We start from the raw sequence: 13,990 nt of genomic DNA, 5'->3' as shown, positions 1-13,990 counted from the left end.
ACTAGGTGAACAACCACAATTCACGGTAAATAGATTATTAAGGTTCGCGCAATCGATTCATGGGTTGTTAACCATAAATTCCTCCCCGGGGAGTTGTATCTGTGGCTTTGGAGTAACAGTGTTCGCGGTTCGGAGGGCCAATCGGCCTTCGACAACCGCTCGCCAGGGAAGCGAAACGTTAGGATTGTTGGCCTAAAGCGAAGGTCCCCGTGCGGCCCTACGCGAGCGCCATGACCCCGACGACCGGCCCTTCCGGCACAGCGCCGACCGCCACCTTTCACGCCCGCGTCGCCGGCGTGGGCCTCGTCACGACGCTCGTCGTGCTGGTTGCGGCCTGCCTGACGTTCATGCTGCAGCAGTGGGCCGTGGCGCGCACCCAGTCGCACCAGATGTACGCCGGCCTGGCGGCGATCACCGCCACCACCGAGGCTCCGGCCATCGCCAGCCGCGACCGGCCCTCCATCCAGGCGGCGCTGCAGGCGCTGGCGGGTGGCAAGAACATCGAGTCCGCGCGCCTGACCGACCCGCTCGGCAAGCCCTTGGCCACCTTCCAGCGGCCGCCCAATCCGGCGATCCCGATAAGCGGACCCGCCGCGCCCGGGCCCCTGGAGGTCATCGAGACCGACGTCGTGTCCAACGGCCACAAGGTCGGCCGCCTGTCGCTCAGCGTCCACCGGCCCACGCTGGGCGCCCTGCTCCCGCAATTCATCGCACTCACCGCGGCCCTGCTGTTCGGCGGCGTCGGCGTGGCGCTGTTCCTGGCGCGCGGCATGGCGCATCGGGTGATCGCCCCGGTGCAGCGGCTGTCGGACGCCATGCATGAGGTCGCCGCCGGCGGCAATTTCGAACCCATCGAGGTGAGGGCGCCGGACGAGCTGTTCCGTGGCCTGACGACCAGCTTCAACCACCTGCTGGGCAAACTCGGCGAGCGCGAGGAAGACCTCAAGGCCGCGATGCGCGACCTGGAGAGCGCCCGCGACGCGGCCAACGCCGCCAATGTGCTGAAGACCCAGTTCCTGGCCAATATGAGCCACGAGATCCGCACGCCGCTGAACGGGGTGCTGGCGATGGCCGAGGTGATGTCCCTGGGCGACCTAGCCGACGTCCAGCGCGAACGCCTGGGCATCATCCGCCAGTCCGGCAGCCTGCTGCTGGCTGTGCTGAACGACGTGCTCGACCTTTCGAAGATCGAAGCCGGCAAGCTCAGCCTGGTGAAGGAAGACTTCGATATCGCCGACACCCTGAGGCCGACGGCGGAGACCTTCCAGGTCCTGGCGCAGGGCAAGGGGCTGGAATTCGGCTTCACCATCAGCGACGAGGCCCAGGGCTGGTGGCGCGGCGACGCCGATCGCATGCGCCAGATCGTCGGCAACCTGCTCTCCAACGCCGTCAAGTTCACGCCGCAGGGTTCGGTAGAGGCCGCCGTCGGCGTCAGCCCGGGAGGCGACAGCCTGCGCCTAGTGGTCCGCGACACCGGCGTTGGCATCGCCGCCGAGAAGCTGCCGGCGCTGTTCGAGAAATTCACCCAGGCCGACAACTCCGCCACCCGCCGCTTTGGCGGCACGGGCCTGGGCCTGGCGATCTGCCGCGAGCTGACCCAGATGATGGGCGGCTCGATCGACGTGGAAAGCCGCGAGGGCCATGGCTCGACCTTCACCGTCGAATTGCCGCTGACCCGCGGCGAGGCCGCCGGCGCGATCCCGGTCGACGCCGCGCACAGCGACGGCGACCGCAACATCCGGCTGCTGGCCGCCGAGGACAATCCCACCAACCAGCAGGTGCTGGCCGCGGTGATGGAGTCCCTGGGCATCGACATCGACATCGTGGCCGATGGAAAGCAGGCGATCGACGCCTGGAGGGTCGGCGGCTACGACCTGGTGCTGATGGACATCCAGATGCCGGTGATGGACGGCATCGAGGCCGCCCGCCAGATCCGCGCCGTCGAGCTCGCCGAACAGCGCAAGCGCACCCCGATCGTGGCGCTCACCGCCAACGCCCTGACCCATCAGGTCGAGGAATACATCGCCGCCGGCATGGACGGCCACGTGGCCAAGCCGATCGAGATCGCCAAGCTCTATGAAGCGATCAGCGCCGCGCTGACCGCCGCGGCCACCGGCGCCTCCGGCCGCACCCCGGCCGCGGCCGAGAGCCAGGCCGCCGGAGTCGGCTCCTAACCTGAACGCCGGATAACGCGGGCCTCAGGTCCGCGTCAGACGCCGCATGATCTTATCGGCCCCATGGCGACTGGAGCGCCATACCCGGCCCAAGGCTCCGGCGGGCGCACGCGATGCGACCGCCGAACCGGGTCCGGAGTGCGGGAGCGCCCCGGGGTCGGATAGAGGCCTCGGGGCGTTTTCTCGGGTGCGGTCAGCTCGCCACCCGCAGCGTCCCATCCAGCACCGTCACCGCCTGGCCGCGGAGCAGGACGCGGTCGCCGGCCAGTTCGCAGTCGAGGTCGCCGCCGCGGCCGGGGTAGGCCTGCAGGAACCTGACCCACGCGCGACCGAGTTTGTCGGCGAAGAGGGGCGTGAGGATGGTGTGCAGGGAGCCGGTGGCCGGGTCCTCCGGGATGCCGGAGCCGGGGGCGAAGAAGCGGTCGACTACGTCGTAGGGCCGGCCCGGATCGGCCAGGGCGGCGATCCCGACATTGCCGCGGCCGCCGGTGGCGCCGCTGGAGACCGCCTCCAGGGCCGCTAGATCCGGCGCGCAGGCGTGGACGGCGGCCTCGTCCTTCAAGACGGCGACCAGATAGGTCGAGGCCCAGACCTCGACGGGCTCGACGCCCAGGGCGTCGGCGAGGCCGGTGGGTATCGCGACCTTGGTCGGCGGCTGGGCGGGGAAATCCATCTCATAGCCCTCGCCCGCGCGGCGCACGGTGAGCGGGCCCGATTGGGTGTCGAAGGTGAGCTTGTCGGCGGCTGCGCCCAGCTCGGAGAACAGCACATGGCCCGAGGCCAGGGTCGCGTGGCCGCAGAGCGGCACCTCCAGCGCCGGCGTGAACCAGCGCAGGCCGAAGCGGGCGGGGTCGTTGGTGCGGAGCAGGAAGGCGGTCTCGGCCTGGTTGTTCTCCGCGGCCAGGGCCTGCATCCAGGCCGCGTCGGGCCAGGCGGCCATGGGCTCGAGCACGCAGGCCTGGTTGCCGCGGAAGGCGGCGGCGGCGAAGGCGTCGATGGTCCACTGGCGCATGGGAGACTCCCTTGAAAGGCGGAGTTTGCAGATAGCGGCCGCGTTGGGATTGGCAAGGGGTAATTAGCCAGTTGACTAAGCCTCTACGCTAAGCTCCGGCCATCGCGCGGTCACGGAGGCCGCGGTGCGGGCGAAGCCATGGGTCCGGCGCGTGGGATTCGGCCGTAGCCGCAGCGCGAACAGATCGTCCAGGCCGAACGGGGCCAGGACGGTCAGGCGTCCGTCGCCTTCCAGCCGGACGGCCACCGCAAACAGCGGACTGACGAAGCGGCTGAGCGCCTCGGCCGAATTGGTCAACGGCGTGTAGGCCTCGCCGAACTTGGCCTCGAACCACAGGTGCACGCGGGCCTGGTTGCGCACTTCGACGAGCTCGCTCAGCGGCGGCGCGAAGGCCGCCGCCGCGCGGCGGATCACCGCGTCCTCGGCCTCGTAGGAGATGTCGGCGGCGTCATAGTAGCCGAGGTCGTAGTCCTTGATCCCGTAGTCCAGGTCGCGGCCGGTCAGGTGGTTCAGCACCCGCTGGTAGACCGCGCCGGAGAAGATCAGCCAGTCCGGCAGGTCGAGGTCGCGCGCCGACTCGAGCACCTGCATCAGGCGCGGCCCGCTGCGGACGATGGCCTCCAGGCGCCGTTCGAGGCTTTCGCTCACGCCTTACCCCGGAGCGGCCAGCCGTGGTCGAGCGGGCCGTGGCCGGCGCCCAGGCCTGGCGCGCGGGCGATGGCCTCCTGCACATAGGCCCAGGCGCGGGCGACCGCCTCGGTGAGGGACAGGCCCTGGGCCAGGCCGGTAGCGCAGGCCGAGGCCAGGGTGCAGCCGGTGCCGTGGGTGTGGCGGGTGTCCTGGCGCTCGGCCTCGAAGACCGTTTCGCCGTCAGGGGTCAGCAGGAGGTCGATCACCCGCTTGCCCGGCACGTGGCCGCCCTTCATCAGCACCGCCCTGGCGCCGGCCATCAGCAGCGCCTCGCCGGCGCGGCGCAGGTCGTCGGCCGTGGCGACCGTCTCGCCGGTCAGGACCTGCGCCTCCGGCGCGTTGGGCGTGAGCAGGGCGGCGCGGGGGATCAGCAGCGCCCGCACCGCGCCCGTCGCGGCCGGGGACAGCAGCGCCGCGCCGCCCTTGGCGATCATCACCGGATCGATGACGGCGGGAACGCCACGCGCGGAGTCCAGCAGCCGGGCCACCGCCTCAACCACCGCCAGGTCGCCCAGCATGCCGGTCTTGATGGCGTCGGCGCCGATATCGTCCAGCACCGCGCGGCCCTGCGCCTCGACGACCTCCGCCGGGATCGGATGGACCGCGCTGACGCCGAGCGTGTTCTGCACTGTGACGGCGGTGATCGCCGTCGCCGCATAGCCGCCCAGCGCGGTGACCGTCTTGATGTCCGCCTGGATTCCGGCCCCGCCGCCGGAGTCCGAACCGGCGATGATCAGGACTCGGCCCAGGGAGGTCATGGCTCCGGATAGCGCGACGCCGGCGAATTTGCACCGCCCAAAGATATCTCTTGACAGTTATATATCTAATTTGGAATATATCTTCATGACGCCGTTTGAAGCCATCGCCGAACCCAGCCGACGCCGCATCCTCGACCTGCTGCGGACCGGCGAGCGGCCGGCCGGCGACCTGGTGGAGGCCACCGGCCTCAGCCAGCCCGGGGTCTCCAAGCACCTGAAACTGCTGCGCGAGGCGGGCCTGGTGAGCGTGCGGCCGGACGGCCAACGCCGCCTCTACCGCCTCGAACCCGACGAACTGGCCGAGCTCGATGCCTGGCTGAAACCCTTCCGCACCTTCTGGGCCGACCGCCTCGACGCCCTGGAAGACCATCTGGAGAAAGAACAATGAGCGAGACCCAGACCCTGCTGAGCGACGCCCCCTTGGGCGAGGTCACCGCCAGCGACGACACCCTGCAGGTGATCTTCCGCCGCTACTACCGAAAGCCCATCGAAAAGGTCTGGGCCGCCCTCACCACCCCCGAGCGCCTCGCCGACTGGTTCGCCACCGCAAAGGTCGACCTGCGGGTCGGCGGGACGATCCATCTCAACTGGAACGATGTGCACGGGGCCGAGATGAAGATCGTGGTCTGCGATCCGCCCTATGCCCTGGCCTGGACCTGGGAGATCGGCGGGCGCGACACCCTGGTGCGCTTCGATCTGGAACCGGACGGCGACGGCTGCGCGCTGACCCTCACCCACTCCGGCCTCAGCCCCCGCGCCGGTCCCGGCGCTGGGGTGCGCGCCGGCTGGCACGCCCATCTGGAGGCCCTGCCCGACGCCATCGAGGGCCGCGCCACGTCCTGGGAGACCAAGACCGCCCGCGAGGACGCCCTGGCCGGCGCCTATCCCAAACTGCCGGCCTGAGCGATGGCGCGCCAGACGCGCAGGGCCTGCACGGTCTCTCGCACGTCGTGGACCCGCACCGCCACGACGCCGGCCGCCGCCCCGGCCAGGGCGGCGGCGATGGAGCCGCCCAGTCGGTGATCGGCGTCAGCGCCCTCGTCGAGGGCGCCGATGAAGCTCTTGCGGCTGACGCCCAGCAGGACCGGAAAGCCCAGGGCCACGATCCGGTCGAGGCCCGCGATCAGCGGCAGGTTGTGCCGGATGCGGTGCTTGCCAAAGCCCACGCCGGGGTCGAGCCAGATGCGGTCCTGCGCCACCCCGGCGGCCATGGCCTCGGCCGCGCGCTTGGCGAGGAAGGCCGCGACCTCCTCCACCACGTCGTCGTAGTGCGGCTCGGCCTGCATGGTCCCCGGCTCGCCCTGCATGTGCATCAGCACGACCTCGCAGCCGAGCTCCGCCGCGACGGCCAGACTGTCGGGCGAATGACGCAGGGCGGTGACGTCGTTCCACATCGTGGCGCCGGCCTCGGCCGCCGCGCGGGCCACCGCCGGCTTCATGGTGTCGACGGAGATTGGGACGGCGCTCTCGGCGCGGATGGCGCGGATCAGCGGGACGATCCGGTCGATTTCCTGCGCCTCCGCGACCGGCGCGGCGCCCGGTCGGGTGGACTCACCGCCGATATCGAGGATGTCGGCGCCCTCGGCGATCAGCCGCCGGGCCTGCGCCAGGGCCGCCTCAGGCGCAGCGAACCGGCCGCCGTCGGAGAAGCTGTCTGGCGTGACGTTGATCACGCCCATGACTTTCACAGGCCGGAGGGTGGAGATCGAGGTCATTGGGCCGGTGATAACACGCGTCAGGTTGGAGCCAGAGCCCTCTCCCCCTTGCGGGGAGAGGGTTGGGTATGGGGGTATCGGCTTAGCTTTTCGGGGCCAGGGCGGCAGACTCACAGCTTGCATCCCCACCCCTGACCCCTCCCCGCAAGGGGGAGGGGAACCTCCGGGACGTTGCCCAGGAAAAAGGGCGGCCCCGTCGCCGGTGGCCGCCCTTCGTCGTCAGTTCAGTTGCGCTCGGCTCACGCCGGCTCGGGCTTGGGCGAGATCGGCACCGCCACGGCGGGACCCATCGGCCGCTTGGCGTCGGCGTCTTCGCGGTTCGGGGCCACGCCCTTCAGCGCGCCGATGATCTCGTCGCCGCTGAGCGTCTCGTACTCGAGCAGGGCCTTGGCCAGGATGTGCAGGTCCTCGAGCTTTTCGGTGAGGATCCGCTTGGCCTCGTCATAGCCGTTCTGCACCAGGCGCTTCACTTCGGCGTCGATGATGTTGGCGGTCTCTTCGGAGACGTTCTGGGTGCGGGACACCGAGTGGCCGAGGAAGACCTCTTCCTGGTTGTCGCCATAGGACACTAGGCCCAGCTTGTCGGAGTAGCCCCAGCGCGTGACCATGTTGCGGGCCAGGCCCGTGGCCGCCTGGATGTCGCTGGAGGCGCCGGAGGTCACCTTGTCCTTGCCGAAGATCAGCTCTTCGGCGACGCGGCCACCCATCATGATCGCCAGGCGCGAGGTCATCTGCTCGTAGTTCATGGAGTAGCGGTCGCCTTCCGGCAGCTGCATCACCATGCCCAGAGCCCGGCCGCGCGGGATGATCGTCGCCTTGTGCACCGGGTCCGCCGAGGGGACCGTCAGCGCCACCAGGGCGTGGCCGCCTTCGTGGTAGGCGGTGTTCTTCTTCTCGTCCTCGGTCATGACCATCGAGCGGCGCTCGGCGCCCATCATGACCTTGTCCTTGGCCTCTTCGAAGTCGCGCATGGTCACCATGCGGCGGTTCTTCCGCGCGGCCATCAGCGCGGCTTCGTTGACCAGGTTGGACAGGTCCGCGCCGGAGAAACCGGGGGTCCCGCGGGCGATGACCTTGGTCTCGACGTCGGCGGCCAGGGGCACGTTCTTCATGTGCACGCGCAGGATGCGCTCGCGGCCGTTCACGTCGGGGTTCGGCACCACGACCTGGCGGTCGAAGCGGCCGGGACGCAGCAGCGCCGGATCCAGCACGTCGGGGCGGTTGGTGGCGGCGATCAGGATGATGCCTTCGTTCGCCTCGAAGCCGTCCATCTCGACCAGCAGCTGGTTCAGCGTCTGCTCGCGCTCGTCGTTGCCGCCGCCCAGGCCCGCGCCACGGTGGCGGCCGACGGCGTCGATTTCGTCGATGAAGATGATGCAGGGGGCGTTCTTCTTGGCCTGCTCGAACATGTCGCGCACGCGGCTCGCGCCGACGCCCACGAACATTTCCACGAAGTCCGAACCGGAGATCGTGAAGAACGGCACGCCAGCCTCGCCGGCGATAGCGCGGGCCAGCAGGGTCTTGCCGGTGCCCGGAGGGCCGATCAGCAGGGCGCCCTTCGGGATCTTGCCGCCCAGGCGCTGGAACTTCTGCGGGTCCTTCAGGAAGTCGACGATCTCGACGACCTCTTCCTTGGCCTCTTCCACGCCGGCCACGTCGTCGAAGGTGACGCGGTTCTTGTTCTCGGTCAGCAGGCGGGCCTTGGACTTGCCGAAGCCCATCGCGCCGCGCGCGCCGCCCTGCATCTGGCGCATGAAGAAGATCCACACGCCCACCAGCAGCAGGATCGGAAGGCTGCTCAGCACGAAGTTCAGCAGCGGCGAGCCGCCGGCCGACTTCACCGAGATGTTCGCGCCCTGGCTTTCGAGGCGGCGCACCAGGTCATCCTGGTTGTTCGGCGTCATCGCGCTAAAGGATTTGTTGGTCCCGTCGGTGACGGTCACCTTCGCGCCCTGGATGTCCGCGGCCTTCACCTGGCCCGCGTTCACCTTCTGCAGCAGCTGCGAATAGGTGATCTCGCCGGCGTTGGCGCCCTTTTGGCCACCGCCGGTGACCATCGAGTAGAGGCCGATCAGGACGACGACGATAACGCCCCAGATGGCTAGATTGCGCAGGTTCATAGGTATGGACCGCCTCAAAAAGGGCTTGGCGCCGAAACTCCCAAGATAGGAGCCTTGACCCGGTTTCACCAGTTGGCCGGACGAAGCGCGACCTAAGACCGCGCCTCAACCGTGACTACGATCCCAAATACGAAGGGCCGCGCCTGATGGACGCGGCCCCTAGATAGGCATGAATTTACTGAATTAAGCGCTACCGAAAGCCCTTAAGAAAGCCTACCGCGGCGCCGGCTTCTTCGGCGCGGCGATCAGGCCTTCGCGCTGAGCGCGCTTGCGGGCCAGCTTGCGCGCCCGGCGCACGGCTTCCGCCTTCTGGCGAGCGCGCTTTTCCGAGGGCTTTTCGTAATGGACGTGCCGCTTCATTTCGCGGAACGAGCCTTCGCGCTGCATCTTCTTCTTCAGCGCCTTCAAGGCTTGGTCGACGTTGTTGTCGCGGACGAAAATCTGAACCAGGGTTCTCTCTCCTGTTGATCGCTATCCGCCCGGCCCCCTGGCTCCCTAGCTTGGGGGCGGCGGCGAGCGAACAAAAAGGCCTATTTTAGAACGATTTGGGGTCCCCAAGGCTTGTGGCCTTCGGGATTGAGCGCGGCGAGATATCAGAAGAGGCCCGAGATGTCCACGCCGCAGCTGAGTGCGTGCGTTGCTTTTCCGCCGTCATTTCGCGAAGGCGAGTAGAGTAAAGTGATTTCGACTTCGCCTTTTCCGATCACGATCCGGTCCGTGATCGTCTCCACGATCTGCCGGCGTTCGGGGAACGGCATGGCTCCCCAGCGGCTGGCTAAGTCTCGTGCATCCGAGAGCGCTGCCTCACGCGACACGATGCCGATCCGGAGCACGGCAAGGTCCGCCTGGAGACGGGGCAGTTCGTCTTCGAGCTGGCTGCGGCGGGCCGCAAGCGGTCGGTGCAGGCGTCCGAAGTCTTCCTTCGTGAGGCTGGCCGCAAGATAGAGCTGATAGAGCTTATCGCTCTCCGCGGCGATCTTGCGCAGCTCGCTCTCTGCGCTCGCGACGAGCCCCTCCTTGCTCTTCACCGCCTCGCTCGCCGCTTCGGTGTGCGCGGCGACTTCGTCCGGCGAGATGAGGAACTGCGTGAGCTGCGCGCGGAAGACCTCTTCGAGGTCGTCGATCGGCATCTTATTGCGGCAGCCCGCGCAGATGTATTTCGGCGAGTGGGTCCAGACATACATCTTCGTCCCGCAGGCGCAGTACGCGAAGCCGGCGAAGAGATGCACCGCGCCGCGCCCCGGCGCGGTGTTGCGCTGGCGGCTCGCGCAGCGCTCCCACAGCTCTTCGGAAATGATGGCCGGCACCGGGTGGTACAGCCACTCCTCCTCTGGCTTGCGGACCCAGGCCTTCCGGTTGTCGTCGGTGCGCGTGTAGTTCACCCGGTGAAGGCCTTTGGCGGTCGGGTCTTCGAGCAGCCGCGCGATGGTGCTGTCCGTGAATGCCGCGCCTTTGCGGGTGCGGTAGCCACGCTCCGTGAGGATGCGGGCCACACGCTTGATCTTGCCGTGCTCGGCAAACAGCTCGTGCATGAGGACCCGCACGGGAGCTTCCTCCGGATCCGGCTCTAGCTTCTTGTCGACCCAGCGGTATCCGTAAGGGGCTGCGCCGCCGGTGGATTTACCGAGCTTCGCGCGAATCGCCACCGAAGCGGACACTCGGTCCGCGATCTCCTCGCGTTCCCACTGCGCCATCGCGGCGATCATCGTGAAGAACAGGCGGCCCGCGGGCGTCGAGGTGTCGATGGCTTCCTGAAGCGACACAAGGTCCGCGCTACAGGTGCGGAAGATTTCCGCGAATTCGAGAAGCTCCTTGGTGTTGCGCGCCAGCCGCGCGAGCTTCGAGAAGACGAGCGCGGAAATGGTCCCGCGGCGAATGTCCACGAGCATGCGCGCGGCCTCTGGATGGCCCATGACGGTTTTTCCGGACGTCCCTTCGAGGTGGTAGACCTCCGCGACGTGCCAGCCTTTGGCTTCGCAGTATGCGCGTGCGCGCTTCTCGTGGTGTTCCGGGCTCTCGCCCTTCGCCTGGTCTTCCGTTGAAACCCTGATCCAAATCCCGACCGACCTAACCGCTTCACCGGACATGGGCGCGCTCCGCTTTTGGAACAAAAAGGATACACCAACGTGACTAACTGGTGAATCCACACTGGCGCTTTGGCGACGGAAATCCCATCTGAGATTGAGCTTAGGAAGGAACCGCCATGGCGAAGAACACGAACGACAACTACCGTAAGGGCTCGGTGTCGGGCCGCAGCCAGGTGCAGAACCCGAAGACCGGGCTCTACACGAAGCGTAACGATGGCGACGGCAAGTTCATGGCCGTGAAGACGAGCGGCGGAATCTTCAAGGGCGTGGCGAAGGAAAAGGACGGCCGCCGGTCTTAGCTCAGGCGGTAGCGGGCGGTGCCGTCCACTCGACAAGGCGCGTCGCCAGCACCTTCATGAAGGCGCGAGTGTGGGTGATGCCGGTCAATGCCTGATCCCCACTATAGGACGCCTTGGCGTGAGCTACGTAGTTGCGCCAGCCGTCCTTGAAGTAGACGAATTCCTTCGCCGCTTCGGCGAGGAATTGTAGGCGATCATTCTTCTCGACGCCCGTGGCAGGGCCTTTCCGGCCTCTCGAATCCGGGACTCGATTTGCTCAATGAGCGCATTCCAGTGATCCACGCCGAAAGGCACATTGAGGTCGGACGCCATGACCTCAAGCGCGGGCTCAAGCGCGCGCATGCAGTGGTGAACACAAGCCGTGTATCGACCAAGCGCGTAGCAGCTTCCCGCTTCCCTGATGTCCTCTCGCGGGGTGACGAAGGCTTCATAGACCTCCGGCCCAAATAGCGCTTCTTGATCAAAATACTCTGCAGTGTCGGGCTGAACGACGAGGAACAGCTTTTTGTCCATTTCGCTCTCGATCAGGCGCATGAGCTGGTGGAAGGTATGCTGAAGCTCGGCGCACGTCACCGCCGTCTGGAATTGCTCGTTTAGGCGCACAATCATCGCCAGTGACTCGGCAAGACCGGCCTGAGTACAGATATAACTGGCCTGAAAGAGGATACCGTCCGCTCGCGCCTTGGCATCGGCGGGTAGTTCGCGATTTGCCCGATCTGTCGATGCTACTTGTGAAAGCTGCATCATGCTTGCGATGACCGGCATGAGGTTTCCAGCGGCGAATTTCTCCATCAGACTCCACAGCCTCGCGATTGTGTTGGTACGCGCTTATGCACGGGCGCGCGCCGCGTGGTGCTCAGAGCTCTCTCCCCTCGCCTGGCCTCCGGTTGAACCCTTGATCCAAATCCCGACAGACCTAACCGCTTCACCGGACGTAGCTGCACTCCACTTCAGAACCATAGAATAGCGCAAGACGTGGCTTCCGTGAATATTTAAGTGGACTGTGGTAGAGTAGCCGACGCCCCGCAGGCTAACCTGCGGGGCGTAGACTTCACAAGGTCTCGGAGCTAGGCCGCGTCCCTCAAATCATCGAGGAGCGCGGTCGCTCCGTTTCGGTAGTGCGTGAACACGAGCGCGGCGGCCGAGAACATCGGGAGCGCCTTCCGCTCGCTGTCGCCCGGCGTCCGAGGCTTCGGCAACCGGTACGCAAGGGCCGGCACGCTTCGGTGGATGGCGTCCGCGATCTCTTCACGCGTCCGCGCGCCAACATCGGCGAACGCGGCCTGGACCTCTGAATGGGTGAGGATCGCCAGGTCGTGCGCGCGGCCCCTAACCAGCGAAACCAGCCGGTGGCCGAGGTCCTGCTTTCGCACCTGCTGCCGCGACCGTTTAGGATCGAACGCTTCCAAGATCACCGTCTCGGGCTGATAGCGCCCGAGGAGGCGGTCGATCTTTTGGATGCAGCGGTCGTCCTTGCACCGGGTCGGGGTAAAGACGCCAGCGGCGACATGCGACAGCGGATTTTCGAAGACCGCCCAGCCGAAGCCGCGCGCCGAAAGGTGGATGGCCAGCACCAGTGAACGACCAAGTGGCGTTCCCGTCATAGGTCGATGTCGCTAGTGCCTGCTCGGGCCGCCATTTCGTCAAACAGCGCGCGCTTGGCAATGGAACGGCGATCGTCGCGCCCCTCCATCTCATCGTAGAGCGATTTGGCGCGCCGCATCACCGCCTCCTCGATGCAGCCGAACACGTCCGGGAACATCTCGCGCGGCGCGAGCCCGAAGATCACTTGCAGCCCGAGGGCGACCGCAAGCGACGGGAGGCGATCCCCGCTTTCGATCTTCGTTATGCCGCTCGACGCATGGCCCGTGAGGTGGCCCAGCTCGTCGACGGTAAGCGCATGTCGCTCGCGATGAGTCCGCACATAGTTGAACGAACAGTCTTTCATATGAACGTGTAATTAGTTGATAACACTCCAATTTTCGACGCCGCGCGCAAAACGCGCACGGCGTCCGCTTCTGACTATGCGTCCTGCCGCCCCGGTTCTTGTTCATAACTCTGGGGATTGCGACGAGCACCAACGCCGAAGCGCTCAGCCAGCGCGACGACCTTCGCGCGCTCGGTCGCGGACACAACGTACACACCGCGGCTCTTCTGCGTCGGAAGGCGCAGCTTTCGCCTGATGAACCCCCCGACCCACTTGTTCGTCATGGCGCGAGCGGGCTCGTCGCCGCCGGCCGCATTGAAGCGCGTCGCGATGTCGTTGATGGATGCGTGTGGGCCGGTGGTGCGCTCGAACGTCTCGACGATGGCGCGAAGCATTGCGGCTTCGAGGGTGTCGGCGCGCTCTTGGAGGACGCGCGCCTCCTCGCCCGCAAGCTCGCGGGTGATGCGTCCGCGCAGGGCCTCGTCGTCAACGAGCGACAGAAGCGCGAGCGAGGACTGACGATAGCGCGGCGCTACGCCGCGCGCCTGGCGCGAGGGATCGGGACCGACGGAGAAGCGCGAGCGGAATCGCCAAGCCAGGAGCGAGTTCCGCAGCTCGCGAGCCTCGGACGTGAAGACTTCGGGGAGGTGCGCCGGGACATCGGGGCGGAGGCTTCGGCCGCTGGTCTCGTACGTCAGGAAGCGGCTCTCAAGCGCCAGGTCCGAGTAGTGCTCGCGCATGGCGACGATCTTCGGCCCGAAGACGCGGAAGGCTTGGGGGTTCAGCTCCCGGTTCCGGTTGGTCATCGTCCGAAGCACCGGCATGCCGCGCGTGGTGCCGTTGTTCAGCACCTTGATCAGTTCGCTGCTCGCGTCCGAGAAGCGGAAGTCCGCCTCGTCCAGAATGAGCGTGCCCTGGAAGGCGTCTTGAATGTGGAAGATCGGCGAGACGGTAGAGGCGCCGCTCGCGAAGAACGGCTTGTAGCAAAGGGAGCCGATGGTCTGGAGGGCGCGGGTCTTGCCGCTTCCGTAGTCGCCACGCAGGCGGAGATACGGCAGGTCGGTGAAGGTGTGGCGCGACAAACCGGATGAGACTCGCGCGTCAATCAGGATGAGACATGACAGTCGCGGCGGAGTGATGATTGACGCGCCGCGACACGAGCGCAAGGGGCCTTGTGTGACGCGGCGCGGCGATCAGGTTGAGGCGTT

The 13,990-nt window shown here is 67.0% G+C and carries 15 protein-coding genes; 4 read left to right on the top strand and 11 right to left on the bottom strand.

Going from position 1 to position 13,990, the window contains the following annotated elements:
* Window positions 1-209 precede the first annotated feature (209 nt).
* Window positions 210-2,174 carry an ATP-binding protein gene (locus VHS75_RS02780; protein ID WP_329637079.1) on the top strand — a complete coding sequence of 655 codons (1,965 nt, stop codon included), beginning with the start codon at window positions 210-212 and terminating at the stop codon, window positions 2,172-2,174.
* Window positions 2,175-2,367: 193 nt separating this feature from the next.
* Here the strand turns inward: VHS75_RS02780 and VHS75_RS02775 are convergent, their stop codons facing one another.
* The 3 genes from VHS75_RS02775 to thiD all read right to left on the bottom strand — a co-directional run bounded on the left by VHS75_RS02775 (window position 2,368) and on the right by thiD (window position 4,634).
* Window positions 2,368-3,186 carry a PhzF family phenazine biosynthesis protein gene (locus VHS75_RS02775; protein WP_329637078.1) on the bottom strand — a complete coding sequence of 273 codons (819 nt, stop codon included), beginning with the start codon at window positions 3,184-3,186 and terminating at the stop codon, window positions 2,368-2,370.
* 75 nt (window positions 3,187-3,261) lie between these two features.
* Window positions 3,262-3,834 (bottom strand): nucleotidyltransferase family protein, encoded by a 573-nt coding sequence (locus VHS75_RS02770; RefSeq protein ID WP_329637077.1) that lies wholly within the window; start codon window positions 3,832-3,834, stop codon window positions 3,262-3,264.
* Complete coding sequence (gene thiD, locus VHS75_RS02765) at window positions 3,831-4,634, bottom strand: bifunctional hydroxymethylpyrimidine kinase/phosphomethylpyrimidine kinase (protein ID WP_329637076.1); 804 nt, start codon at window positions 4,632-4,634, stop codon at window positions 3,831-3,833. Before thiD ends, VHS75_RS02770 begins: the two co-directional genes overlap by 4 nt.
* An 85-nt stretch (window positions 4,635-4,719) precedes the next feature.
* On the opposite strand from thiD, the gene VHS75_RS02760 reads away from it, so the two are divergent.
* Window positions 4,720-5,022 (top strand): metalloregulator ArsR/SmtB family transcription factor, encoded by a 303-nt coding sequence (locus tag VHS75_RS02760; protein ID WP_329637075.1) that lies wholly within the window; start codon window positions 4,720-4,722, stop codon window positions 5,020-5,022.
* Entirely contained in the window at window positions 5,019-5,537 is a 519-nt protein-coding gene (locus tag VHS75_RS02755) for an SRPBCC family protein (protein ID WP_329637074.1), read from the top strand. The genes VHS75_RS02760 and VHS75_RS02755 overlap by 4 nt, the downstream gene beginning before the upstream one ends.
* On the opposite strand, the gene folP is transcribed toward VHS75_RS02755, so the two are convergent.
* The 4 genes from folP to VHS75_RS02735 all read right to left on the bottom strand — a co-directional run bounded on the left by folP (window position 5,516) and on the right by VHS75_RS02735 (window position 10,556).
* A complete protein-coding gene (gene folP, locus VHS75_RS02750) occupies window positions 5,516-6,313 on the bottom strand; it encodes a dihydropteroate synthase (RefSeq protein ID WP_329637073.1) in 798 nt (265 codons plus the stop codon). The two genes, VHS75_RS02755 and folP, sit on opposite strands and share 22 nt — an antisense overlap.
* 275 nt (window positions 6,314-6,588) lie before the next feature.
* Window positions 6,589-8,469 (bottom strand): ATP-dependent zinc metalloprotease FtsH, encoded by a 1,881-nt coding sequence (gene ftsH / locus VHS75_RS02745; RefSeq protein WP_329637072.1) that lies wholly within the window; start codon window positions 8,467-8,469, stop codon window positions 6,589-6,591.
* A 213-nt stretch (window positions 8,470-8,682) separates the two neighbouring features.
* Window positions 8,683-8,919 (bottom strand): 30S ribosomal protein S21, encoded by a 237-nt coding sequence (rpsU, locus tag VHS75_RS02740; RefSeq protein WP_199622309.1) that lies wholly within the window; start codon window positions 8,917-8,919, stop codon window positions 8,683-8,685.
* A gap of 143 nt (window positions 8,920-9,062) precedes the next feature.
* A complete protein-coding gene (locus VHS75_RS02735; protein ID WP_329637071.1) occupies window positions 9,063-10,556 on the bottom strand; it encodes a recombinase family protein in 1,494 nt (497 codons plus the stop codon).
* A gap of 116 nt (window positions 10,557-10,672) precedes the next feature.
* Here VHS75_RS02735 and VHS75_RS02730 point away from each other — a divergent pair, with 116 nt between their 5' ends.
* Window positions 10,673-10,855, top strand: a complete 183-nt coding sequence (locus VHS75_RS02730; RefSeq protein ID WP_329637070.1) for a hypothetical protein — start codon at window positions 10,673-10,675, stop codon at window positions 10,853-10,855.
* A 123-nt stretch (window positions 10,856-10,978) separates the two neighbouring features.
* Here VHS75_RS02730 and VHS75_RS02725 read toward each other — a convergent pair whose 3' ends face one another.
* The 4 genes from VHS75_RS02725 to VHS75_RS02710 form a co-directional block, all read right to left on the bottom strand.
* Window positions 10,979-11,647: a hypothetical protein gene (locus VHS75_RS02725; protein WP_329637069.1), complete on the bottom strand. Its 669-nt coding sequence runs from the start codon at window positions 11,645-11,647 to the stop codon at window positions 10,979-10,981.
* A 275-nt stretch (window positions 11,648-11,922) separates the two neighbouring features.
* Window positions 11,923-12,459: a hypothetical protein gene (locus VHS75_RS02720; RefSeq protein WP_329637068.1), complete on the bottom strand. Its 537-nt coding sequence runs from the start codon at window positions 12,457-12,459 to the stop codon at window positions 11,923-11,925.
* Window positions 12,456-12,803 (bottom strand): helix-turn-helix transcriptional regulator, encoded by a 348-nt coding sequence (locus VHS75_RS02715; protein ID WP_329637067.1) that lies wholly within the window; start codon window positions 12,801-12,803, stop codon window positions 12,456-12,458. The genes VHS75_RS02720 and VHS75_RS02715 overlap by 4 nt, the downstream gene beginning before the upstream one ends.
* Before the next feature lie 74 nt (window positions 12,804-12,877).
* Complete coding sequence (locus tag VHS75_RS02710; RefSeq protein ID WP_329637066.1) at window positions 12,878-13,864, bottom strand: hypothetical protein; 987 nt, start codon at window positions 13,862-13,864, stop codon at window positions 12,878-12,880.
* Between the last annotated feature and the right edge of the window lie 126 nt (window positions 13,865-13,990).

This window comes from Phenylobacterium sp. (assembly GCF_036264965.1).
Taxonomy (GTDB): Bacteria; Pseudomonadota; Alphaproteobacteria; order Caulobacterales; family Caulobacteraceae; genus Phenylobacterium.
Note: the sequence above shows the minus strand (reverse complement) of the source record. Positions and strands in the feature narration are given on the sequence as shown.